Consider the following 21,207-nt stretch of genomic DNA (forward strand, 5'->3'; position numbering starts at 1 on the left):
GTTCAGAGAATCGGCGAAATCAGGCGGGCGATACGCATCCCCAGCTGTTGCAGGCGATGGGTATCGAGGGTGTCGTCGGCGGTGATTTCCCGCGACTGTTCAAAGTCCTGGTTGAGCATGTGCTCGACCTGGTCGGCAAAGCCGCGGTCGACGGTCAGCAGCATGATCTCGAAATTGAGGCGGAACGAACGGTTGTCCAGGTTGGCGCTGCCGATGGCGCTGACCTCGTTGTCGATCAGCACCACCTTCTGGTGCAGGAACCCGGGCCCGTAGCGAAACATGCGGATGCCGGCGCGCACCGCGTCGAAGGCGAACAGGCTGGAGGCGGCGTAGACGATGCGATGGTCGGGGCGCGAGGGGATCAGGATGCGCACGTCCACACCACGCAACACGGCCAGGCGCAGTGCGGCGAAAACGGCTTCGTCGGGAATGAAATACGGGCTGGTGATCCATACCCGTTCGCGTGCCGCGTGGATGGCCTCGACGAAAAACAGCGAGCAGGTTTCCTGCGGATCGGCCGGGCCGCTGGCCAGCACCTGGCAGAGCACGCCATCGTCGGGGTAGGTGTCGGGCAGGATCAAGGGTGGCAACTGACGCGCGGCCCAGAACCAGTCTTCGGCGAACGACTCCTGCAGGCACGCCAGCACCGGGCCGCTGACCTGCACATGGGTGTCGCGCCAGGGTGACAGGCGCGGGTTGCCGCCCAGGTACTCGTCGCCCACGTTGTGCCCGCCGAGAAACCCCAGCAGGCCGTCGACTACCACGATCTTGCGGTGGTTGCGAAAGTTGACCTGAAAGCGGTTGAACCAGCCGCGGCGCGTGGCGAAGGCACGGATGTTCACGCCACCATCGCGCAGGGCCTGAACGTAGGCTGAGGGCAGGGCGTGGCTGCCGACGCTGTCGAACAGCACGTAGATCTTCACCCCGGCGGCAGCCTTGCGCAGCAGCAGGTGCTTGAGTTCACGCCCGAGGCCATCGTCATGGATGATGAAAAACTGGATCAGCACGGTATCGGTGGCACCCTCGATGGCCTTGAAGATCGCATCGAAGGTGGCCTGGCCATCGATCAGCAGGCTGACCTGGTTGTTGGCCAGGCACGGCATGCGACCCAACCTGGGCATGGCACGCAGCGCGGCATAGGATTCGGAGTTGCGTGCTGCCAGTGCTTCCTCGACCCACGGCCGCCAGTTGAGGTCGGCCATGGCCACGTGCATTTCGCGATTGGCCTGGCGACGTGCCTTGATATAGGCGTCGAAGGTGCGACTGCCAAACACCAGGTACGGGATCAGTGTGAAGTAGGGGATGAACAGCAAGGACATGGCCCAGGCGATCGCGCCTTGAGCGGTGCGCACGGTGAACACGGCATGCAAGGCCGCGATGATGCCCAGCAGGTGAATCACGCCGATCAGGTAACCGAAGAAGTAGGGGCTGTGATAATCCATACACGTCCTGCTGTCCGAGGGCATTGCCTGCTAACAGAGCATGTTCGTGACTGCCCTTGCAACCGAAAGCGTAAAAACGCGTCTAACCTGTGTTCCGGCTTGGGGCCGGATTTTGGAGGAATCACTACATGACTATTCGTCTGCCGATGCTGGCACTGGTGCTGGGCCTGTCGAGCCCCCTGGTGCAGGCGCAGATGCTGCAACCCGGGCTGTGGGAGCTGACCACCAGCGACATGCAGGTCGATGGCAAGCCGCTGCCGGACATGGCGTTCATGCTTGGCCAGTTGAAGAACCTGCCGCCCGAGCAGCGCGCGATGATCGAAGGTGGCCTGGCCAAGCAAGGCATCAGTGTGGCGGGCAAGGGGGTGCGCTCGTGTCTGACCCCGCAACAGGTACAGACTGATGATATTCCGTTGCAGGACCCGCAATCGGGGTGCACGCAAAAGATCACCGAGCGCAATGGCAATGTGTGGAAGTTTACCTTCAGTTGCCCCAAGGCGCAGGGCAACGGCGAGGCAACCTTCCTCAGTGACCGCGAGTTCAGCACCAAGGTCAACGGCACGTTCAATGCGTCGGGCGTTCAACAGCAGGGCAGCATGAGCACCCGCGCGGTGTGGTTGGGCAACGACTGCGGTATCGTCAAGCCACGAACCTAGACCTTGCGTCCGCTTACCAGTGCCATTGGCTATGGGCGACGGCATCGTGGGCATGCAGGCTTTCTGCATGTTCCACACGCAGGGCAAAGCCTGTGAGCCAGGGCAGTTGCCTCAAGGCCAGATTGAGTCGCCGTGCCGCATCCTCGCAGAACATCAGGTTCTGCCCGTTGGCCAAGGCAAACGCCTGTTCGTCTGCCCGCTTCACGGCGGTCTGTACCGCCGTCCCTAACGCTTGTTCGCAATGATCGATCAGTTCGCGAATGGGCAACTCAGCCTGCTCCGAGTCCAGACGTACCTGCAGGAACGCAGTACTGCGCTGGCTGTGCGGTGTAGCGACAATGCCTTGCGCGCTGGCCAGCCACCGGGCTATGCCCTCGTGATGAAGGCTGTGGCCGGTAAAGTCGGCGAGAAATTGTTGCTGGATCAGCTGGCGAGCAAGCGCGGCCGAACAGGGGCAGGTGGAGGAGTAGTCAAGTTGCGCATTTAGTTCCACGTGGAACATTTGGTTTTTCAGCTGTGCTTTCACACTGATGGGATAGGCCTTCCAACCCGCCAGCGGGCTGATGAGTGCCGGGCGTTTGAGCAATGCCTCAAAACGCAGGTTCAGGTATGCCGTGTCGGACAAGCCCTGGTGACTGTCGAGAAACTGCTGGAGCACGCTGCGTAGCAACGGCACCGAAAACGGCGCCTGCTCCAGCGCTTCCAGGGCCAGGTACAGGCGCGACATGTGGATGCCCCGCGATGTTCCATCATCCAGGCTCACCCCCGCATCGGCCCGGGCAGTGACACGTGTGCCCTCGACATCGAGCGGCAGGGCAATGCCGCACATTCCCACCCAGTCCAGCGGCAGGGATTGCTGAGTGGGTTGCGCGGCGATATCGGGCAGGGTGGTCATGGCGGTCATGGGTAAACCATCGTCAGATAAAAATGATACGTTACAACATAACAAAACCGATGCCACTGCTTTTTTTGGCCCGTCACTGGCAACCCCCCAGTCGGTTGCAGCGCAGGTTGAAGCGCTGGCCGCTGGAGCTGGATACCCGGTTCTGGGTAGTCCAACCTACGCGCCGGCTGTAGCCCACCCAGGCTTCCCCGTCACTGGCCAGGCCCGTGAAGAAGGTCAATGGACCATAACGGCTGTTGGTCTGCGTCCAGCGCCGTTGCCCCTGTACTTCGAAGCCGCGCATGAACTGGGTGCTGCCCTGGCTGTGCACGCTATAGGCATTGCCGGCGCGGTCTGTGCAGGCCAGCAGGTTGGCGCTGCGGGTGCACTGCGCCGGCTCGCTGCGCGGCAACGCGGCGTGGGCGAGGTTCAGCGGGGTGAACAGCAGCGCGAGCAAGACGACAGGTTTCATCAAGACTCCGATTGGCTAATTTGCAAAGTTATAATATAACATTGCGAGCAGCATCGTTCGAATGCACTCGCCGCCCTGATGAGGTACCTGCGTCATGACCCACCGTCTTCCTGTCACCGTGCTGTCCGGCTTTCTGGGTGCCGGCAAAAGCACCCTGCTCAACCATGTGCTGCGCAACCGCGAGAACCTGCGGGTGGCGGTGATCGTCAACGACATGAGCGAGATCAATATCGACGCCAGCGAGGTGCAGCGCAACGTCAGCCTCAACCGTGCCGACGAAAAACTGGTGCAGATGAGCAACGGCTGTATCTGCTGCACCCTGCGCGAAGACCTGCTCGAAGAGGTAGCGCGCCTAGCCCGCGAAGGGCGTTTCGACTACCTGCTGATCGAGTCCACGGGGATTTCCGAACCCTTGCCCGTGGCCGAGACCTTCACCTTTCGCGACGAGCAGGGCCGCAGCCTGGCCGACCAGGCGCGCCTGGATACCATGGTCACTGTGGTCGACGGCTTGAATTTCCTGCGTGACTACCAGGCCGCCGACAGCCTGGCCTCGCGAGGCGAGACCCTGGGCGAGGACGATGTGCGTTCGATCAGTGACCTGCTGATCGAGCAGGTCGAGTTTGCCGATGTGATCCTGCTCAGCAAGATCGACCTTATCAGCAGTCATGAGCGTGAGGAACTGACCGCCATCCTGCGTTCGCTCAATGCCCAGGCGCGCATCCTGCCGATGGTGATGGGGCAGGTGGCGCTGGCGCAGATCCTCAACACCGGGCTGTTCGACTTCGACCGTGCAGCGCAGGCGCCAGGCTGGCTGCGGGAACTGCGCGGTACACATGTACCGGAAACCGAGGAGTACGGCATCAAGGCCAGCACCTGGCAGGCGCGCCGGCCACTGCACCCGCAGCGTTTCCATGACTTTATCCACAGGCCGTGGGTGAATGGGCGATTGCTGCGTTCGAAAGGTTTTTTCTGGTTGGCCAGCAAGTACCGCGACGCTGGAAGCTGGTCCCAGGCCGGCGGCATGATGCGGCATGGTTTCGCCGGACGCTGGTGGCGCTTCGTGCCGCGCGGGCAATGGCCGCAGGATGAGCAGAGCACGGCGCAAATCCTCGAGCACTGGACTGCCGAGTGTGGTGACTGTCGCCAGGAGCTGGTGTTCATTGGTCAGCACCTCGACGTCACGCGGCTGGACGCCGAGTTGAGTGCCTGCCTGCTGACCGATGCCGAGATGGCACTGGGCGCCGAGCAATGGAGCAGGCTGCCTGACCCGTTCGGCGACTGGCACGACGAGGAGGCGGCCTGATGCTGGCGCTCAAACGTCGAGGCCTGGCCCGTCAGGTGCTAGGGGAATCGCCTCAGGTACTGACCGAGGTGTTGCAGGACGGCGTGAACATGGCCGTATGGCAGCGCCGTCTGCCTGCACACATCGAGGACTTCGCCCGCGTCTTGCTGTCACTGGGGCAGCCCCTGGGCGAGTCGCTCACATTGGCGCTGCAGGCCGAGGGTGAGGTGCCGCCACTGCGCGGCCTGGCCGCCGGCTACGCCGACCTGCAGGGTCATGCCGGCTTTGTCGCCGACGTGACCTGGCTGATTGGCGCCTATGCCTGCCTGCTCGATGCGCGGCGGGTGGGGCTGCGCCTGCAGGTGCTGGATGGCGCGATGTGCCCGCGGTTTCATGTCGACCATGTACCGTTGCGCTTGATCACCACCTACGCCGGGCCTGCCAGCGAGTGGCTGGCCATGCCGGATGCCCGCGAGGTGCAGCAGTTGGCGAGCGGTGATGTGGCGCTGCTCAAGGGTGAGAAATGGCTGGGCAACGAAGGCGCGGGGCTGGTACATCGTTCGCCGCAACTGGCTGATGGACAGCGCCGGTTGATCCTGACGCTTGACTGGATGGCCTGAGCGCGCAGGATAGTGCGCAACCTTCCAGATGAAATGCCGAACATGCTGCAGAACATCCCTACCCATGTCATTGCCGGCCCCTTGGGCGCCGGCAAGACCAGCCTGCTGCGTCACCTGCTGGCCCAGCGCCCGGCTGGCGAGCGCTGGGCCGTGCTGATCAACGAGTTTGGCCAGATCGGCCTGGATGCCGCACTGCTGGCGACGGACGCGGACGGCGTGGCCATGGGCGAAGTGGCGGGCGGGTGCCTGTGTTGCGTGAACGGTGCGCCGTTCCAGGTTGGGTTGGCCCGGTTGCTGCGCAAGGCGCGGCCTCATCGTTTGTTTATCGAGCCTTCGGGGTTGGGGCACCCGGCACAGCTGCTGGCTCAGTTGCGTCAGGCGCCGTGGCAAGGCGTGCTGGTGGTACAGCCAGCGGTACTGGTGCTGGATGCCCAGGCCCTCGCGGCGGGGCAGGTGTTGCCCCAGGCCCAGGCCCAGGCGCTGGGCAGTGCGGGGCTGCTGGTGCTCAACAAGGCGGAGGGGCTGGATGCACAGCAGCGCCTGTGGATAACAGAGCAGCTCCCAGCGCTGCCAATGCTGTGGGTCGATCACGGAAAAATGGCATTCGAGCAGCTGCCTGCGGTGACGGATGCTGCCGTGACTGTGGATAACCCCTGTGCATTACCCGATGGCGCTGCGCCATCGGCGCTGCTGTGGACAGATCCGACCCAGCCGATCTGCGTTTATCAACAGGCGGAACAGGCATGGAGTATTGGCTGGCGTTGGCATCCGAGCCAGCAGTTGGACCTGAGGCGCCTGAAGCACTGGTTGGCAGGGCTTGGCTGGCGCAGGGCCAAGATGGTTATCCACAGCCCGCACGGGTGGCGATCGGCGAATGCGCTGGAAGGGCAGGCGCTGGAGTGGCAGGCCAGTGAATGGCGAAGGGATTCGCGTATCGAGCTGATTTATCCACAGGTGCAGGGGGTTGACGCGCTAGAGCAGGGGATGCGGGCCTGCAGAATTCTCTAGTGCCAGCGAGAAGGGGTTGTCATTGGCGCCAGCGGTTGTGCTCCTGGCGCCACTGGTTCATCTCGATCACGTTGCCACCCTGCACCGGCGGCTTGATCTCGAACGGGTAGGGTGCCAGCTCGATTTGCATCGTGTGCGCGCCAAACTGGGTCACCGTGCCAGGGTGACGATGCTCGCCGGTGACCGTGAACTCGAAGTTATACACACGTGCCAGGCGTTTGCGGCCATTGGCGTCACGTACAAAGCCGATGCGCTTGAGCGCCACGTTGCCGTCCAGCAGCTCAAGGTCGAGCTTGGCGCAATGCTGCTTGACCCGCTCCAGTGCCTTTTCACGCAATCCATGGTTATGCCACAGCCAGGCGCCCAGGGTAGCCAGCAGCATCAGCACCAGAAGGTTTTCGAGGGTTAACATCTACGTTTGCTCCAACCAGATAGCCCAGCTTAACTGCCACCCCGGTCTGTCGTACAGGTGGCATTTGGCGCCATACTGCGCCCCTTGTTTTTCATTCGAACGTTTGGAAGTCCTGCATGAAACGTACACCGCATCTGCTCGCCATCCAGTCACACGTGGTATTCGGCCACGCCGGCAACAGTGCCGCGGTGTTTCCGATGCAACGGGTAGGGGTCAATGTCTGGCCGCTGAACACCGTTCAGTTCTCCAACCATACTCAGTATGGCCAGTGGACCGGCGAAGTGCTTGCGCCCGCGCAAATTCCTGCACTGGTGGACGGGATTGCGACGATCGGCGAGTTGGGCAATTGCGATGCGGTACTGTCCGGTTACCTGGGCAGCGCGGCGCAAGGGCGTGCGATTCTGAGCGGTGTCGCGCGCATCAAGGCGGCCAACCCCAAGGCGCTGTACCTGTGCGACCCGGTCATGGGCCACCCGGAAAAGGGCTGCAGCGTACCGGCAGAAGTCAGTGATTTCCTGCTCGACGAAGCGCTGGCGGTGGCTGATGTACTGTGCCCCAACCAGCTGGAGCTGGACAGCTTCTGTGGGCGTCGCGCCGAATCGCTGGATGACTGCGTGAGCATGGCGCGCAGCTTGCTGGCGCGCGGGCCGAAGGCGGTGCTGGTCAAGCACCTGGCGTATCCGGGGCGGCGCGCCGAAGACTTCGAAATGCTGCTGGTGACTGCCGAGGGCAACTGGCACCTGCGCCGCCCGCTGCTGGCGTTCCCGCGCCAGCCGGTGGGGGTCGGCGACCTGACCTCCGGCCTGTTCCTGGCGCGCGTGCTGCTGGGCGACAGCTGGCTGGCGGCGTTTGAGTTCACGGCGGCGGCGGTCCACGAAGTGCTCCTCGAGACCCAGGCCTGCACCAGCTATGAACTGGAACTGGTGCGTGCCCAGGACCGTATCGTGCACCCGCGGGTGCGCTTCGAGGCGCAGCGCCTGGCGCGTTAGAACCCGTCGCCCTTGAGCTCCTGGTAGCGCTTTTCCAGTTCCTGACGGATCAGGCGGCGCTGCTTGCCTTGCACGAAGCGGCGCTTCTCTTCGCTGGTTTCTGGCTGGCGCGGGGGCACGGCGACCGGCTTGCGGTCGTCATCCACGGCCACCATGGTGAAGAAGCAGCTGTTGCTGTGGCGCACCGAGCGCTCGCGAATGTTCTCGGTGACCACCTTGATGCCGACCTCCATCGAGGTGTTGCCGGTGTAGTTCACCGACGCCAGGAAGGTCACCAGCTCGCCCACATGCACCGGCTCACGGAACACCACCTGGTCGACCGACAGGGTCACCACATAGCGCCCCGCATAACGGCTGGCGCAGGCATAGGCGACCTCATCGAGGTATTTGAGCAGGGTGCCGCCGTGTACGTTGCCAGAAAAGTTGGCCATGTCCGGGGTCATCAGGACGGTCATCGACAGCTGGGCGTTTCCAGGTTCCATAGTGTGCTCACGGTAAGGTTGCGCTGAGGCGGGGTGGCGAGTGGTCGTCACGCTTCTTTCCCCCAATTTCGAATCCCATCAGAAACGGGACGCTGACAGCACCTTTGCCGTCACGCCGTTCGTGCCATCTTTGGCGCGGGAACGGTCGATCTGTTTCTTGATATTACACTGCCTTTTCGATGCCAGCGCCGGTGTTAACCTGACGGAGCCTATGCAACATGGGCCATACGCCATCCCAAAGACTAATTCCCCAGTGTTCAACGACACGATGTCGTTGAGTGAGGGTCTGTTCTTCGATTCGAAGTAAGGAGCTCCACACCATGCATGCCATCAGCTTTATTCAGGATCTGGCGGTGATCATGCTGGTTGCCGGTGTGGTCACCATCCTGTTTCATCGCTTCAAGCAACCGGTGGTGCTGGGCTATATCGTCGCCGGCTTCATCATCGGCCCGCACACGCCACCGTTCGGCCTGATCCACGACGAGGATACGATCAAGACGCTGGCCGAGCTCGGGGTGATCTTCCTGATGTTCTGCCTGGGACTGGAGTTCAGCCTGCGCAAGCTGTTCAAGGTCGGGGCCACGGCCTTCATCGCCGCGTTCCTGGAAATCGTGCTGATGATCTGGATCGGCTTCGAGATCGGCCGCTGGTTCGAGTGGAGCACCATGGACTCACTGTTCCTGGGCGCGATCCTGGCCATTTCCTCCACCACCATCATCGTCAAGGCGCTCAATGACCTGAAGATGAAGAACGAGCGCTTTGCCCAGCTGATCTTCGGCGTGCTGATCGTCGAGGACATCCTGGGCATCGGCATCATCGCCTTGCTCTCGGGCATCGCGGTGAGCGGCTCGGTCAGCTCCGGCGAAGTGTTCTCCACGGTCGGCAAGCTGTCGCTGTTCATGATCGTCGCGCTGGTGGTCGGCATCTTGCTGGTGCCGCGTCTGCTGGCCTACGTGGCCAAGTTCGAAAGCAACGAGATGCTGCTGATCACCGTGCTGGGCCTGTGTTTCGGCTTCTGCCTGCTGGTGGTCAAGCTGGAATACAGCATGGTGCTGGGTGCGTTCCTGATCGGTGCGATCATGGCCGAGTCGCGCCAGTTGCTGAAGATCGAGCAGCTGATCGAACCGGTTCGCGACCTGTTCAGCGCGATCTTCTTCGTGGCCATCGGCCTGATGATCGATCCCAACGTGCTCATCGAGTACATCTGGCCGATCGTGGTCATCACCATTGCCGTGGTGCTGGGCAAGATGCTCTCGTGCGGCATGGGCGCGTTCATCGCCGGCAACGACGGCCGTACCTCGCTGCGAGTCGGCATGGGGCTGTCGCAGATCGGCGAATTCTCGTTCATCATCGCGGCGCTGGGCATGACCCTGCAGGTCACCAGCGACTTTCTGTACCCGGTGGCGGTGGCGGTGTCGGCCATTACCACCTTGCTCACCCCGTACCTGATCCGTGCGGCCGACCCGCTGTCGCTCAAGCTGGCCAATGTGGTGCCGCGGCGCCTGTCGCGGGTGCTGTCGTTGTATGGCGAGTGGCTGCGCAGCATCCAGCCGCAAGGCGAGGGCGCGATGCTCGCGGCGATGATCCGACGCATCCTGCTGCAGGTCGGGGTCAACCTGGCGCTGGTGGTGGCGATCTTCTTCAGTGGTGGCTACTTTGCCGCGCGCATTGGCGACTACCTGAGCCAATGGCTACCTGACGTAGCCCAGCAGAAGGCGGTGATCTGGGGGGCGGCGCTGCTGCTGTCGCTGCCGTTCCTGATCGCCGCCTACCGCAAGCTCAAGGCGCTGTCGATGCTGCTGGCGGAAATGGGGGTCAAGCCGGAGATGGCCGGGCGGCATACCCAGCGGGTACGCCGAGTGATCGCCGAGGTAATTCCGTTGCTGTCGCTGCTGGTGATCTTCCTGCTGCTGTCGGCGCTGTCGGCAAGCATCCTGCCGACCAGCGAATTGCTGCTACTGATCGCGGTGGTGGCGGCCGGCGTGGTGGCGCTGCTGTGGCGCTGGTTCATCCGCGTGCACACGCGCATGCAGATCGCCCTGCTGGAAACCCTCGACAACCAGAAGGAACATCACCACTAGGGCGCGCAGTTCAGGGGCTGGTCGCGCCATTGGGCCCAGGCCTGCACCCAGCCTTCGGCGTGGGTGACGCCGGGCAGGCGCACCACCTCCAGGCAGGGCGTGGGGCCCAGTTGCGTGCGATAGTGCTCGAACAGCGAAGCCGGCACGCTGCGATCTGCCAGGCCAAGCAGGTGGCGTTGCGGCACGTTGCGCAGTTGCTGGCGATAGTCCAGCGGCTCCAGGGAGCCGGCCAGCGGCGTCAGTTGCAGTTCACGTGCCCATTGCCGCGGGCTGAGGTTGCCGGCCAGGGTCTGTACCTGTGCAATGTCATCGCGCCGCGCGGCCAGCAGCAGGGCCAGCGCGCCCCCACCGGAATAACCGATCAGTTCGAACTCCTGGTTGCCATAGCGCTGGCGAATACGGTTCAGGGCCTGGTCGAGGCTGTCCAGTACTGCTTTGCCGAAACGTTGATCGGTCCACACCGCGGCGCGGCAGCCGGGGGCCGTGATGAACTGGCACGGACGCGCCAGGTACAGGCTGGGTTGTGGGTCGTCCAGCGCCAGGCGCGCGATCAGCAGGTTGCGCGGGCTCGGGTCGAGGCTGGGTTGCGAGGCGGTGGCCCAGGCACGGCCATCGCCTTCCAGGTACACGCGCAGACGCTTGCCCGTGGGTGCACGCGACGGCACGCTCAAGGCCAGAGGAAAGGGCTGGGAAGGCTGGATCTCGACGCGATGGCCGTGGGCCTGGCTGAGCGTCTGCAACTGCGTCAGCGGTGCCTGGCAACCTGCGGCAAGGCCAAGGCCGAGCAGTAACAGCAATCTGGAAAAAATCGACATCGGGCCCCGACATGAGTAATTGCATTCCTGCGCGGGCGGGTCGTATGTCCGAGGGGATGGAGCGGTAGCGACGTCGCCACGCACAGGAAGGCGTGGCGATTCTACGAAGATTGATGGCATAGAGCCATCAATTTTGTCCGACAAGCAACGTGATCAGCTTTCCAGCCATACGTCACGGGCCCAGTGCCACACTGACTCCCAGGTTTCTTCCGTGACCAGCTCTTCTTCGGCTGACCACAGCACCACGGTGCCGTCCTCTTCCACGCAGTAGTAGTCGTCACCGTCCTGGCAGATCGGGATCATCGAACGGTCCACGCCAGCATCCCAGGCATTGGCCGCGACGTCAGGCAGGTAGGTGTGCGATTGTGGGTCGGTGACGGTCACCGGTTCCAGGCTGCCGTACACCACATCGCTGACGGTCAGCAAAAACTCTCTGAAGACGAACGGGATATCGATGAACAGCTGTTCTTCAATCTCGACCAGCAGGTCTTCGTCGGGCAACTCAAGCGGTACGGGTACCGGTTCGTTGGCTTCACGCAGTTGCTCGATGATTTCTTCCACGGGTTCTTTCCTCTTACCTTGACGACACGCTGCGCGTTATACCCTAGTAGGACGCTGCGCTAAAAGCAAAACCCCGGGCAAGCCCGGGGTTTTTTTGTGCAGCGCCTCAAGATCAGCCGTTCTGGCGGATCCCTGCGACCAGCCAAGGCTGGTTCTCGCCCTGGGCACGTTCCATGTTCCAGCTTTCGCTGAACACTTCGCCCTGGTCGAAGCGCGAGGTCTTCGACACACCGCTGAAGGTCAGGGTGGCGATGGTGCGGTCGGCACGGTCGTCCACGCCTTCCAGTTGCACGTTCAGGTCGTCGATGTAGGTGGACTGGAAGCCTTCACCCAGCTCGGCACGTTCCTTTTTCAGGAACTGCAGCATCTGCGGGGTGACGAACTCGGCGATCTTGTCGACTTCGTTGGCGTCCCAGTGCTGCTGCAGGGTCTGGAAGTGGCTGCGGGCCGCGGCCAGGAAGCTCTGCTCGTTGAACCAGGCCGGTGCGTTGATCACCGGGCGGGCTGCACCGGCAGGGGCGGCGGAACCACCGAAGATCGACGGCTGGGCCGGTTGCTCGTGCACTTCACGCTGGAACGGCGCGTGGCCGGCAGCGGCCATTTGCGGCTGTTGCTTGCGACGACGGGCGGCGATGAAGCGGAAGATCAGGAAGGCGATGACCGCCATGATCAGCATGTCGAGGATCTGCATGCCCTGGAAGCCGTCGCCCATGAACATGGACGCCAGCAGACCACCGGCGGCGAGGCCGGCCAGTGGGCCGAGCCAGCGCGAAGCACCGCTGGCGGCTGCCGGAGGACGGCCGGCTGCGTTTGGCGTGGCGGCCGGTGTGGCCGGGGCGGCCTGGCGAGTCTGGTGGGTCGGCGCGGCGCCCGAACTCTTGCCGCCGCCGAAGCGCTTGGCATTGGCGTCGAGGCTCAGCGTAAGGCCGATGCACAGCGCCAAGGCGATGCTAAGAAAACGTTGCATAGAAGGGTATTCCCGTTTTGTGGAGTGCACGCGCGCCATGGTGCACAGGTTGTAGGACACATGACTAGCACCATAATGTTTCTATCTTTTGCTTGGCGCTGTGGGATGTCTATCGAGAGTGTGTAGGAATTGGCGAGCCTGTTCGTCGGCAAGGCCGGCTCCTGCAGAAGCCGGCCTTGCCGGTGACGGGCTGTTACAACGGCTCCAGCTTGGCGTAGCCCAGCATCAGCCACTTGCTGCCTTCGGCAAAATTCACCTGCACCCGGGCCTGGGCACCGGCGCCTTCGAAATTGAGGATCACGCCCTCGCCAAATACCGCATGCTGCACGTGCTGGCCCAGGTTGAACGCGGTTTCGGGGATGTTCGCCGCGCCGAACAGGCTGCTCGAATTCTGTTTCTGCCCCGAACCGAATGGCCGGCTGACGCTGTTGGACAGGCGCACTTCCTGCACCAGCCCCGCCGGGATCTCGCGCACGAAGCGCGACACCTTGTTGTAGGTCTCGCTGCCGTACAGGCGGCGGGTCTCGGCGTAAGTCATCACCAGTTGCTGCATGGCGCGGGTAATCCCCACGTAGGCCAGGCGACGTTCCTCTGCCAGGCGGCCTGGCTCTTCCAGGCTCATCTTGTGCGGGAACAGGCCTTCTTCCATGCCCACCAGGAACACATGGGGGAACTCCAGGCCCTTGGCGCTGTGCAGGGTCATCAACTGCACGCTGTCCTCGTGCTCGTCTGCCTGGGCATCGCCGGCCTCGAGCGAGGCATGGCCGAGGAAGGCCGCCAGCGGCGAAAGCTCGGCATCCTCCTCGGCGTTTTCGAAGTTGCGCGCGGCGCTGACCAGTTCCTCGAGGTTTTCTACCCGTGCCTGGCCCTTTTCACCCTTTTCTTCCTGGTGATAGACGATCAGCCCGGACTGCTCGATGACCGTCTGGGTCATCAAATGCAGGGGCATGTCCAGGACCTTGGCGGCGAGGTTCTCGATCAGCTCGATGAACGCGCCCAAGGCACTGGCCGCGCGGCCCTTGAGGGCCTTGTTGGCAAGCAGCAGGCGCATCGATTCCCACATCGATACCTGGGCGTGGCGGGCATGCTCGCGGATCGCCTCGACGGTTTTCTCGCCGATGCCGCGCGGCGGCACGTTGATCACCCGCTCCAGTGCGGCGTCGTTGCCGCGGCCCTCGAGCAGGCGCAGGTAGGCCATGGCGTTCTTGATCTCGGCGCGCTCGAAGAAGCGCTGGCCGCCATAGATGCGGTACGGGATGCGTTCGCGCAGCAAGGCCTCTTCAAGCACCCGCGACTGGGCATTGGAGCGGTACAGGATGGCGATGTCGCTGCGCGCCAGGCCGGTCTTGAGCGCGCTTTCGATGGTCTCGACCACGTAGCGCGCTTCATCGTGTTCGTTGAACGCGGCGTACAGGCTCAGCGGCTCGCCATCGCCACCGTCGGTCCACAGCTCCTTGCCCAGGCGGTCGCTGTTGTTGGCGATCAGGGCGTTGGCGGCCTTGAGGATGCCGGCAGTGGAGCGGTAGTTCTGCTCCAGGCGGATCATCTGCGCATCGGGGAAGTCGGCACTGTACTGATGGATGTTCTCGATCTTGGCACCGCGCCAGCCATAGATGGACTGGTCGTCGTCGCCTACTACCATCAGGCTGTCACCCCCCTGGGCCAGCAGGCGCAACCAGGCGTACTGCACGGCGTTGGTGTCCTGGAACTCGTCCACCAGCAGGTGGCGAAAGCGCCGCTGGTAATGCTGCAGCAGGCCGGGGTTGTCGCGCCACAGGTCCAGGGCGCGCAGCAGCAGTTCGGAGAAGTCGATCACGCCGGCGCGCTGGCAGGCGGCCTCATAGGCTTCATAGATGCTGCGCATGGTGCCCAGGAACAGGTCGCCACTGGTCTGGATGTGCTGCGGGCGCAGACCTTCGTCCTTTTGCCCGTTGATGAACCACTGTGCCTGGCGTACCGGCCAGCGTTGCTCGTCCAGCCCCAGCTCGCGGATCACCCGCTTGACCAGGCGCTGCTGGTCGTCGCTGTCGAGGATCTGGAAGTTCTGGTTCAGCCCGGCTTCCTGCCAGTGCGCCCGCAGCAGGCGGTGGGCCAGGCCGTGGAAGGTGCCGACCCACATGCCGGCCGGGTTGATGCCCATCAGCTGCTCGATGCGCTGGCGCATCTCGGCGGCGGCCTTGTTGGTGAAGGTCACCGACAGCACCGAATGGGGTGAGGCCTGCTCGACCTGGATCAACCAGGCGATACGGTGCACCAGCACTCGGGTTTTACCGGAGCCGGCACCGGCCAGAACCAACTGACGTCCAAGCGGGGCCGCTACGGCCTGGCGTTGGGCGTCGTTGAGGGAGTTCAACAGGAGGGAGAGGTCATCGCGCATCCGGCCATTTTAGGGGCGCAAGGGAGCCGGGGGCAAACCCGCTGTGGAAAAACATCCAACCGACGAATGACCGGTCATCGGGCCAAGGCCTTGGCCCGGGTGATTGAGCACTCGCCAGCGACACCGCAGCGCGCGCCGGGCGCGCAGAAATTATGACCCAGAGCAGTTTGGCCCACGCGTTTGCTTGTGTATGCTCCGTGCTCGCTCAAGGCTCATCATTACAAGAACACTGCCTATGACATTCGCCTCTGCTTCCGTGAGTGTGCCCCCCGACGCGCGCCGCAATATTCGCAAACAGTACGCCACGCAACTGGCCGTCGAACGCACGCGCCTGCTGTATCAAGGTTCGCTGCTGCCGACGTTGCTCATGCTGCTCAACGGCCTGGTGTGTGCCTGGCTGCTGTGGAGCCCGCAGCGTTACCTGCTGGTGAGCGTGTGGATCGTCTGGCTGATGGCGCTGGTGGCGCTGCGCGTGATCCAGGTCGCGGCCTTCGACGCGGCCATGCCCGACCGGCAGGCCCAGCCGAGCTGGTGGCACATGTTCCTGCTGGGCTCGGCGTTCAGCGGCCTGACCCTGGCCAGCGCAGCCATTGCCCTGGTGCCTGTGGATAACTTCGTGCAGCAGGCCTGGGTATTCGGCTTGCTGGGGGCCGCGACACTCTCTGCGAGTGTCGCGTATGCCGTCAGCCTGCCGGCGTTCCTGAGCTTTACCTTGCCGTGCCTGGCGCCGCCGATCGTGTTCCTGTTCTGGAGCGGTGATGCCCAGCAGCAGGGCTGGGGCTGGCTTGGGTTGATCCTGCTGGGCTCGTTGCTGGTGGTGGCCTGGCAGGTCAACCGGCTGATCGAGGGTGGGTTGTTGCGCCGCTTCCAGAACCAGGCGCTGATCGAGCACCTGCAGGCGGCGCATACGCGCAGCGAGCGGCTCAACCAGGCGCTGGCGGCCGAGGTCGACCAGCGCCGCCTGGTCGAAGAACAACTGCGCGAGGCTCAGGCCGGCCTGGAGTCGCGGGTCGTGCAGCGCAGTCAGCAGCTGGACCAGGCCAACCAGGCCCTGAGCAAGAGCGAGCAGCGTCTGGCGCTGGCGCTGGAGGCCAGCGAGCTTGGGCTGTGGGACTGGAACCTGGACACCGACGAGGTGCACCACACCCAGTTGCGCGAGCTGTTCGGTCTCAGCCCGGATCAGGTCCGGGCGATGCTGACCGACCTCAAGCCGCGCCTGCACCCGCAAGACCTGCCGTTGCTCAAGCGCACCCTGGTCGAGCACCTCAAGGGCCGCACCGAGGACTACTGTATCGAGTACCGCGTACGTCACAGCAGCGGCCACTGGTGCTGGATCGAGGACCGTGGCCGTGCGGTGGAACGTGACGCCAGCGGGCGCGTGCGGCGCATGCTGGGTACCCGGCGTGACGTGAGTGCGCGCAAGGCCCAGGAAGAGCAGCAGCGCCTGGCCGCTACCGTATTGGAGGCGGCCAGCGAAGGCATCGCGATTCTGGGCCCCGACCATGAGCTGCTGGCGGTCAACCAGGCGTTCTGCCGGATCACTGGCTACCCGCGTGACGAACTGCTGGGCCGCAATGTGCTGGCATTGCCCTGCAGTCGCGATGCGTGTCGTCACTCGCCGGCCATCGACCAGGCGCTGGCGCAGCATGGCCACTGGCAGGGTGAACTGGTGGAGGCACGCAAGGACGGCGAGCTTTACCCGCAATGGCTGCAACTGACCGCGGTGGGTGATGCACGGGGCAACGTCAGCAACATCGTCGGCTTTTTCACCGACCTGTCCGCACGGCGTGAGTCCGAAGAGCGCCTGCGCTACCTGGCCCATTACGATGAACTGACCGGCCTGGCCAATCGTGCGTTGTTTCGCCTGCGCCTGCACGAGGCCGGCCAGCGCCTGCGCAGCAGTGGCCGCAGCCTGGCGCTGCTGCACATCGACCTGGACCGCTTCAAGCTGCTCAATGACAGCCTCGGGCATGAGGTGGCCGACCAGTTGCTCAAGAAAATGGCGCAACGCATCGCCCACGCAGTGCCCGAGGCCGATACCGTGGCGCGCCTGTCTGGCGATGAGTTCGCGGTACTGTTCGATGGTTATTCCAACCTGTCCAGCCTGGTGCGGGTCGCCTCGCGGCTGCTCGACAAGTTGCGTGTGCCGTTGCGTGTCGAAGGGCATGAACTGGTGATCAGCGCCTCGATCGGCGTCAGCCTGATGCCGGACGCGACCCTGGACGTCAGCACGCTGGTCAGCCAGGCCAACATGGCCATGCAGCATGCCAAGCACCTGGGCGGCGATGGTTTCCAGTTCTACACCGAGAGCCTGCAGGCCAGCACCCTGGAGCGCCTGCAGCTGGAAAACCAGCTGCGCAAGGCCATCGAAGAGCATCAACTGGAGGTCTACTACCAGCCCAAGCTGTGCCTGCGCAGCGGGCGCCTGCATGCCGCCGAAGCCTTGGTCCGCTGGCATCATCCGCAGTGGGGCATGGTGCCGCCGGGGGATTTCATCGGCCTGGCCGAGGAAACCGGGTTGATCGCGCCCATGGGCGAATTCGTGTTGCGCCAGGCCTGCTGGCAGGCTTGCGAATGGCAACGGCAGGGGCTGGCGCCGATTCGGGTGTCGGTGAACCTGTCGGTGTATCAGTTGCGTCAGGGCAAACTGGTCAGCCTGGTGCGCCAGGTACTGGACGAGTGCGGGCTGGCGCCGCACCTGCTGGAACTGGAACTGACCGAAAGCCAGTTGCTCGACAGCGTCGAACACATCATCGCGACCTTCCACCAGTTGCACGCATTGGGCGTCAAGCTGGCGATAGACGATTTTGGTACCGGCTATTCGTCGCTCAGCTACCTCAAGCGCTTCCCGGTGAATTACGTGAAGATCGACCAGACCTTCATTCGTGGCCTCAGCGAAGGCAGCGAGGACGCCGCCATCACCCGCGCGATCATCGTCATGGCCCACAGCCTGGACCTGCAAGTCGTGGCCGAGGGGGTCGAGAGCATCGAGCAGTTGGCGTTCCTGCGTGAGCAGGGCTGTGACGAAGTGCAGGGCTACCTGATCAGCCGGCCGGTCGAAGCCGACACGCTGGCCGGCCTGCTGCGCGAAGACCGGCGCTGGTAGCGCCAGGGCCATGGCCCCGTTCAGCGGGGCCATGGGTTTACTGCAGGGCGACGCTCACCGGTCAGTGGGTAAGCACAATCTCGTCCAGGCTCACCAGCAGCTTGCCGTCGTGGAAGATATCCACTTTCGGAATGTTGCTGTGGTCGCCGGCCATTTCGAAACTGACGGCGCGTTCGGTGATGACCTGCGCAGCCAGTGCATCCACGTTTTCCAGCTTCAACTCAAGCGCCAGGGCATGCGACTTGTCCTGATGTTCACGCTTGACCAGTACCGGCACGATGGCCGACGTGGCGACCGTCACGGTGCCATGGACGCGAAACCTGACATTGCCTGGCATCTGGTCGTTCTGGGCGGTCAAGCGGTGTGCTTTTACGTACATTCCTTTGTACCTCGTTCAATAGTGATGGGGCTGTCGTGTTGCGTGCCCACTATCGAACAGCGCCGCCGTGCAGGGCAGCCGGAAAGGTTTCAACCGTGCCAGGCGCGTCCCTGGTGCGCGAGCAGGCTGTGGGCCTGGTCCGGGCCATTGGAGCCGGCCGGGTAAGGGCGCGGTGCCTGAAAATGTTCCTGCCAGCCGGTCAGTATCGGATCCACCCAGGCCCACGCGGCCTCGACCTCGTCGCGGCGCATGAACAACGTCGAGTCGCCCTCCAGCACATCCAGCAGAAGGCGTTCGTAAGCGTCCCAGCGCCGCGTCTGGCCGAACACCTGGGCCAGGTTCAGGTTCAGTTCCACAGGCTCCAGGCGCATGCCCTTGCCGGGCGCCTTGGTCATCATCTGCAGGCTGATGCGCTCGTCCGGTTGCAGCTGGATGAGCAACTGGTTGGCCTGGTCGCCGTCGAACAGCCGATGCGGCACCGGCTTGAACTGGATGACGATCTGCGAGGAGCGCTTGGCCAGGCGTTTGCCCGTGCGCAGGTAGAACGGGACACCGGCCCAGCGCCAGTTGTCGATGTGGGCTTCAACCGCGACGAACGTTTCGGTATCGCTGTCATTGTCGACATCTTTCTCGAAGTAGTACGCCGGCACCTCCTGCCCGCCGATCTTGCCGGCGCTGTACTGCCCGCGCACCGTCTTGTCCTGCACATCCTGGCCGGTGATGGGTTTGAGCGCCTTGAGGATCTTCACTTTCTCGTCACGCACCGCCTCGGCCTCGAACTGTGCCGGCGGTTCCATGGCCACCAGGCAGAGCAGTTGCAGCAGGTGGTTCTGCAGCATGTCGCGGGTGGCGCCGGCGCGGTCGTAATAGCTGCCGCGGTTTTCTACGCCCAGGGTCTCGCATACGCTGATCTGTACATGATCGACCTGGTTGCTGCGCCACACCGGTTCCAGCAGCGCATTGGCGAACCGCAGCGCCATGAGGTTCTGCACGGTTTCCTTGCCTAGGTAGTGGTCGATACGGAACACCTGGGGCTCGGCAAACACCGCGCCGATGGCGCTGTTGATCGCGGTGGCCGACTCGTGGGAGTGGCCGATGGGCTTTTCGAGCACGATGCGCGCTTCGCTGTCGACCAGGCCGGCGACTTGCAGGTGGGTGGCGATCGGCACGAACAGGTTGGGGGCGGTGGCCAGGTAGTACACCCGCGTCAGCCCGCCCGGTTCACCGAGATAGCGTGCCAGGCGCCCGAAGTCGGCGCTTTGCGAGGCGTCCATGGAAAAGTAGTCCAGACGCGTGGAGAAGCGGTGCCAGACCTCGTCGCTGAAGTCCTGGGGGGCAATCTGCGCGCGGCAACGGCGCTCGACCAACGTGAGGAATGCGGCGCGCGGCAGGGCGCGTCGGGCCAGTGCAATGATCCGTACGGCGTTGTGCAGGCGACCTTCGCGCAGCAGGTGGTAGAGCGCCGGAAGCAGTTTGTTCAGGGCCAGATCGCCGGTGCCGCCGAACACCAGAATGTCGCACGGGATAGTCAATACAACCACTCTCCAAGATCGTTTAGCTGGGCGGGTCGCCGGTCATGTAGTATAACTACAAGAAAGCTACAACACCCCGGTCAGCCGATCATAACCGAGTCCTGCCCTTGAATCTGTTGCAACACATCGCCCAGTCACGCCATCTGCTGCGCAAATCGGAACTGAAGGTTGCCGATCACGTATTGCTGGATCCGGCGGCTGTCATGCATAGCTCCATGGCCGACCTGGCGCACAACGTCGGGATCAGCGAGCCGACCATCGTGCGTTTTTGCCGGGCGATCGGTTGCACCGGCTTTCAGGACCTCAAGCTCAAGCTGGCGCAAAGCCTGGCGGCGGGTGCGAGTTTCGGCCAGTTCGCGATTCATGAAGACGACTCGGTGGCTGACTACAGCCTGAAGATCTTCGACACCACCCTGCACACCCTGATGGAAGTGCGCGAGCACCTCGATGCCCAGGCCTTGCAGCGTGCCGTGACCGCCATGGCCCAGGCCCAGCGTGTGGAATTCTATGGCTTTGGTGCGTCCGGCGCGGTGGCGGCCGATGCGCAGCACAAGTTCTTTCGTCTGCTGCTGACCGCCGCCGCGTATTCCGACCCGCACATGCAGGCGATGTCGGCAGTGACGCTCAAGCCCGGCGATGTGGCCATCTGCATCTCCCAGTCGGGGCGCTCCAAAGACCTGCTGATCACCGCCAACCTTGTGCGAGAGAGCGGCGCCACGCTGATTACCCTGTGCCCCAGCCAGACCCCGCTGGCCGAGCTGTCGACGGTCAACCTGGCCATCGACGTGCATGAGGACACCGAGATCTACACCCCGCTGACCTCGCGTATCGCCCACCTGGTAGTGATCGACGTGCTGGCGATGGGCGTGGCCATGGCGCGCGGGCCGAGCCTGGTCAACCACCTCAAGAGCGTCAAGCGCAGCTTGCGCAGCCTGCGGCTCTCGCCCAAGTCGATCAAGGCGCTGGACGACTGATCGTGCTTCACTGCCCGGGCTGACGCCTTCGCTGGCAAGCCAGCTCCCACAAAGTATTCAGCGCTCTCAAGGCATGGACTGTTCCTGTGGGAGCTGGCTTGCCAGCGAATGGCTGCGCCGCCGATTGCGATTGTTCACGATTCTGTCACCGCTGCGCCGCTAAAACGTA

The 21,207-nt window shown here is 63.6% G+C and carries 19 protein-coding genes; 8 read left to right on the forward strand and 11 right to left on the reverse strand.

Annotated elements, in window-relative coordinates; all coding sequences use genetic code 11:
* Nucleotides 1–2: 2 nt before the first annotated feature.
* Nucleotides 3–1,442 (reverse strand): cardiolipin synthase, encoded by a 1,440-nt coding sequence (cls, locus tag KUO17_RS00290; RefSeq protein ID WP_217973066.1) that lies wholly within the window; start codon nucleotides 1,440–1,442, stop codon nucleotides 3–5.
* A 128-nt stretch (nucleotides 1,443–1,570) separates the two neighbouring features.
* Between cls and KUO17_RS00295 the strand changes: the two genes are divergently transcribed.
* Nucleotides 1,571–2,098: a DUF3617 domain-containing protein gene (locus KUO17_RS00295; protein ID WP_217973067.1), complete on the forward strand. Its 528-nt coding sequence runs from the start codon at nucleotides 1,571–1,573 to the stop codon at nucleotides 2,096–2,098.
* 13 nt (nucleotides 2,099–2,111) lie between these two features.
* On the opposite strand, the gene folE2 is transcribed toward KUO17_RS00295, so the two are convergent.
* Both folE2 and KUO17_RS00305 read right to left on the reverse strand, forming a co-directional pair.
* Nucleotides 2,112–2,993, reverse strand: coding sequence for a GTP cyclohydrolase FolE2 (gene folE2 / locus KUO17_RS00300; protein WP_425274817.1), 882 nt, complete (start codon nucleotides 2,991–2,993; stop codon nucleotides 2,112–2,114).
* A gap of 82 nt (nucleotides 2,994–3,075) precedes the next feature.
* Entirely contained in the window at nucleotides 3,076–3,453 is a 378-nt protein-coding gene (locus tag KUO17_RS00305) for a glutamine synthetase (RefSeq protein WP_217973068.1), read from the reverse strand.
* Between the two features lie 94 nt (nucleotides 3,454–3,547).
* Here KUO17_RS00305 and zigA point away from each other — a divergent pair, with 94 nt between their 5' ends.
* Genes zigA through KUO17_RS00320 form a run of 3 tightly spaced genes read left to right on the forward strand, consistent with a single transcriptional unit; the run spans nucleotide 3,548 to nucleotide 6,363 of the window.
* The gene (gene zigA / locus KUO17_RS00310; RefSeq protein WP_217973069.1) at nucleotides 3,548–4,756 is read left to right on the forward strand and encodes a zinc metallochaperone GTPase ZigA; all 1,209 of its coding nucleotides are present in this window, start codon (nucleotides 3,548–3,550) and stop codon (nucleotides 4,754–4,756) included.
* Nucleotides 4,756–5,355 (forward strand): DUF1826 domain-containing protein, encoded by a 600-nt coding sequence (locus tag KUO17_RS00315; protein WP_217973070.1) that lies wholly within the window; start codon nucleotides 4,756–4,758, stop codon nucleotides 5,353–5,355. The genes zigA and KUO17_RS00315 overlap by 1 nt, the downstream gene beginning before the upstream one ends.
* 42 nt (nucleotides 5,356–5,397) lie before the next feature.
* Nucleotides 5,398–6,363 carry a CobW family GTP-binding protein gene (locus KUO17_RS00320; protein ID WP_217973071.1) on the forward strand — a complete coding sequence of 322 codons (966 nt, stop codon included), beginning with the start codon at nucleotides 5,398–5,400 and terminating at the stop codon, nucleotides 6,361–6,363.
* Between the two features lie 19 nt (nucleotides 6,364–6,382).
* Here KUO17_RS00320 and KUO17_RS00325 read toward each other — a convergent pair whose 3' ends face one another.
* The gene (locus tag KUO17_RS00325; RefSeq protein WP_217973072.1) at nucleotides 6,383–6,775 is read right to left on the reverse strand and encodes a DUF3301 domain-containing protein; all 393 of its coding nucleotides are present in this window, start codon (nucleotides 6,773–6,775) and stop codon (nucleotides 6,383–6,385) included.
* A gap of 116 nt (nucleotides 6,776–6,891) precedes the next feature.
* Here KUO17_RS00325 and pdxY point away from each other — a divergent pair, with 116 nt between their 5' ends.
* Nucleotides 6,892–7,764: a pyridoxal kinase PdxY gene (gene pdxY / locus KUO17_RS00330; RefSeq protein ID WP_217973073.1), complete on the forward strand. Its 873-nt coding sequence runs from the start codon at nucleotides 6,892–6,894 to the stop codon at nucleotides 7,762–7,764.
* Here the strand turns inward: pdxY and KUO17_RS00335 are convergent.
* Complete coding sequence (locus KUO17_RS00335) at nucleotides 7,761–8,246, reverse strand: acyl-CoA thioesterase (RefSeq protein ID WP_217973074.1); 486 nt, start codon at nucleotides 8,244–8,246, stop codon at nucleotides 7,761–7,763. The two genes, pdxY and KUO17_RS00335, sit on opposite strands and share 4 nt — an antisense overlap.
* A 320-nt stretch (nucleotides 8,247–8,566) precedes the next feature.
* On the opposite strand from KUO17_RS00335, the gene KUO17_RS00340 reads away from it, so the two are divergent.
* Nucleotides 8,567–10,327, forward strand: a complete 1,761-nt coding sequence (locus KUO17_RS00340; protein ID WP_217973075.1) for a cation:proton antiporter — start codon at nucleotides 8,567–8,569, stop codon at nucleotides 10,325–10,327.
* Here KUO17_RS00340 and KUO17_RS00345 read toward each other — a convergent pair.
* The 4 genes from KUO17_RS00345 to uvrD form a co-directional block, all read right to left on the reverse strand.
* On the reverse strand, nucleotides 10,324–11,142 hold the full coding sequence (locus KUO17_RS00345; RefSeq protein WP_217973076.1) for an alpha/beta hydrolase: 819 nt from the start codon (nucleotides 11,140–11,142) through the stop codon (nucleotides 10,324–10,326). The genes KUO17_RS00340 and KUO17_RS00345 overlap by 4 nt on opposite strands.
* 153 nt (nucleotides 11,143–11,295) lie before the next feature.
* Nucleotides 11,296–11,703 carry an SMI1/KNR4 family protein gene (locus KUO17_RS00350; RefSeq protein WP_217973077.1) on the reverse strand — a complete coding sequence of 136 codons (408 nt, stop codon included), beginning with the start codon at nucleotides 11,701–11,703 and terminating at the stop codon, nucleotides 11,296–11,298.
* A 112-nt stretch (nucleotides 11,704–11,815) separates the two neighbouring features.
* Nucleotides 11,816–12,670, reverse strand: a complete 855-nt coding sequence (locus KUO17_RS00355; RefSeq protein ID WP_217973078.1) for a Tim44 domain-containing protein — start codon at nucleotides 12,668–12,670, stop codon at nucleotides 11,816–11,818.
* A 193-nt stretch (nucleotides 12,671–12,863) separates the two neighbouring features.
* Nucleotides 12,864–15,047 (reverse strand): DNA helicase II, encoded by a 2,184-nt coding sequence (gene uvrD / locus KUO17_RS00360; RefSeq protein ID WP_217973079.1) that lies wholly within the window; start codon nucleotides 15,045–15,047, stop codon nucleotides 12,864–12,866.
* 235 nt (nucleotides 15,048–15,282) lie between these two features.
* Between uvrD and KUO17_RS00365 the strand changes: the two genes are divergently transcribed.
* A complete protein-coding gene (locus tag KUO17_RS00365) occupies nucleotides 15,283–18,153 on the forward strand; it encodes an EAL domain-containing protein (protein WP_217973080.1) in 2,871 nt (956 codons plus the stop codon).
* Between the two features lie 61 nt (nucleotides 18,154–18,214).
* On the opposite strand, the gene KUO17_RS00370 is transcribed toward KUO17_RS00365, so the two are convergent.
* Both KUO17_RS00370 and zwf read right to left on the reverse strand, forming a co-directional pair.
* Nucleotides 18,215–18,532 carry a hypothetical protein gene (locus KUO17_RS00370; RefSeq protein WP_217973081.1) on the reverse strand — a complete coding sequence of 106 codons (318 nt, stop codon included), beginning with the start codon at nucleotides 18,530–18,532 and terminating at the stop codon, nucleotides 18,215–18,217.
* 89 nt (nucleotides 18,533–18,621) lie between these two features.
* Entirely contained in the window at nucleotides 18,622–20,064 is a 1,443-nt protein-coding gene (gene zwf, locus KUO17_RS00375; protein ID WP_217973177.1) for a glucose-6-phosphate dehydrogenase, read from the reverse strand.
* 107 nt (nucleotides 20,065–20,171) lie between these two features.
* Here zwf and hexR point away from each other — a divergent pair, with 107 nt between their 5' ends.
* Nucleotides 20,172–21,038 (forward strand): transcriptional regulator HexR, encoded by an 867-nt coding sequence (gene hexR / locus KUO17_RS00380; RefSeq protein ID WP_163972305.1) that lies wholly within the window; start codon nucleotides 20,172–20,174, stop codon nucleotides 21,036–21,038.
* The last annotated feature ends 169 nt before the right edge of the window (nucleotides 21,039–21,207 follow it).

Origin of the sequence: Pseudomonas aegrilactucae (genome assembly GCF_019168305.1) — a bacterium.
Taxonomy (GTDB): domain Bacteria; phylum Pseudomonadota; class Gammaproteobacteria; order Pseudomonadales; family Pseudomonadaceae; genus Aquipseudomonas; species Aquipseudomonas aegrilactucae.

What these genes read in the sequence shown, in the direction of transcription:
- pdxY (WP_217973073.1), top strand. Translation starts at nt 6,892, where the DNA reads ATGAAACGTACACCGCATCTGCTCGCCATCCAGTCACACGTGGTATTC.
- KUO17_RS00345 (WP_217973076.1), bottom strand. Translation starts at nt 11,142, where the DNA reads ATGTCGATTTTTTCCAGATTGCTGTTACTGCTCGGCCTTGGCCTTGCC.
- KUO17_RS00355 (WP_217973078.1), bottom strand. Translation starts at nt 12,670, where the DNA reads ATGCAACGTTTTCTTAGCATCGCCTTGGCGCTGTGCATCGGCCTTACG.
- zigA (WP_217973069.1), top strand. Translation starts at nt 3,548, where the DNA reads ATGACCCACCGTCTTCCTGTCACCGTGCTGTCCGGCTTTCTGGGTGCC.
- cls (WP_217973066.1), bottom strand. Translation starts at nt 1,442, where the DNA reads ATGGATTATCACAGCCCCTACTTCTTCGGTTACCTGATCGGCGTGATT.
- KUO17_RS00325 (WP_217973072.1), bottom strand. Translation starts at nt 6,775, where the DNA reads ATGTTAACCCTCGAAAACCTTCTGGTGCTGATGCTGCTGGCTACCCTG.
- KUO17_RS00335 (WP_217973074.1), bottom strand. Translation starts at nt 8,246, where the DNA reads ATGGAACCTGGAAACGCCCAGCTGTCGATGACCGTCCTGATGACCCCG.
- uvrD (WP_217973079.1), bottom strand. Translation starts at nt 15,047, where the DNA reads ATGCGCGATGACCTCTCCCTCCTGTTGAACTCCCTCAACGACGCCCAA.
- KUO17_RS00320 (WP_217973071.1), top strand. Translation starts at nt 5,398, where the DNA reads ATGCTGCAGAACATCCCTACCCATGTCATTGCCGGCCCCTTGGGCGCC.
- KUO17_RS00365 (WP_217973080.1), top strand. Translation starts at nt 15,283, where the DNA reads ATGACATTCGCCTCTGCTTCCGTGAGTGTGCCCCCCGACGCGCGCCGC.
- KUO17_RS00370 (WP_217973081.1), bottom strand. Translation starts at nt 18,532, where the DNA reads ATGTACGTAAAAGCACACCGCTTGACCGCCCAGAACGACCAGATGCCA.
- folE2 (WP_425274817.1), bottom strand. Translation starts at nt 2,993, where the DNA reads ATGACCACCCTGCCCGATATCGCCGCGCAACCCACTCAGCAATCCCTG.
- KUO17_RS00305 (WP_217973068.1), bottom strand. Translation starts at nt 3,453, where the DNA reads ATGAAACCTGTCGTCTTGCTCGCGCTGCTGTTCACCCCGCTGAACCTC.
- KUO17_RS00315 (WP_217973070.1), top strand. Translation starts at nt 4,756, where the DNA reads ATGCTGGCGCTCAAACGTCGAGGCCTGGCCCGTCAGGTGCTAGGGGAA.
- KUO17_RS00295 (WP_217973067.1), top strand. Translation starts at nt 1,571, where the DNA reads ATGACTATTCGTCTGCCGATGCTGGCACTGGTGCTGGGCCTGTCGAGC.
- KUO17_RS00340 (WP_217973075.1), top strand. Translation starts at nt 8,567, where the DNA reads ATGCATGCCATCAGCTTTATTCAGGATCTGGCGGTGATCATGCTGGTT.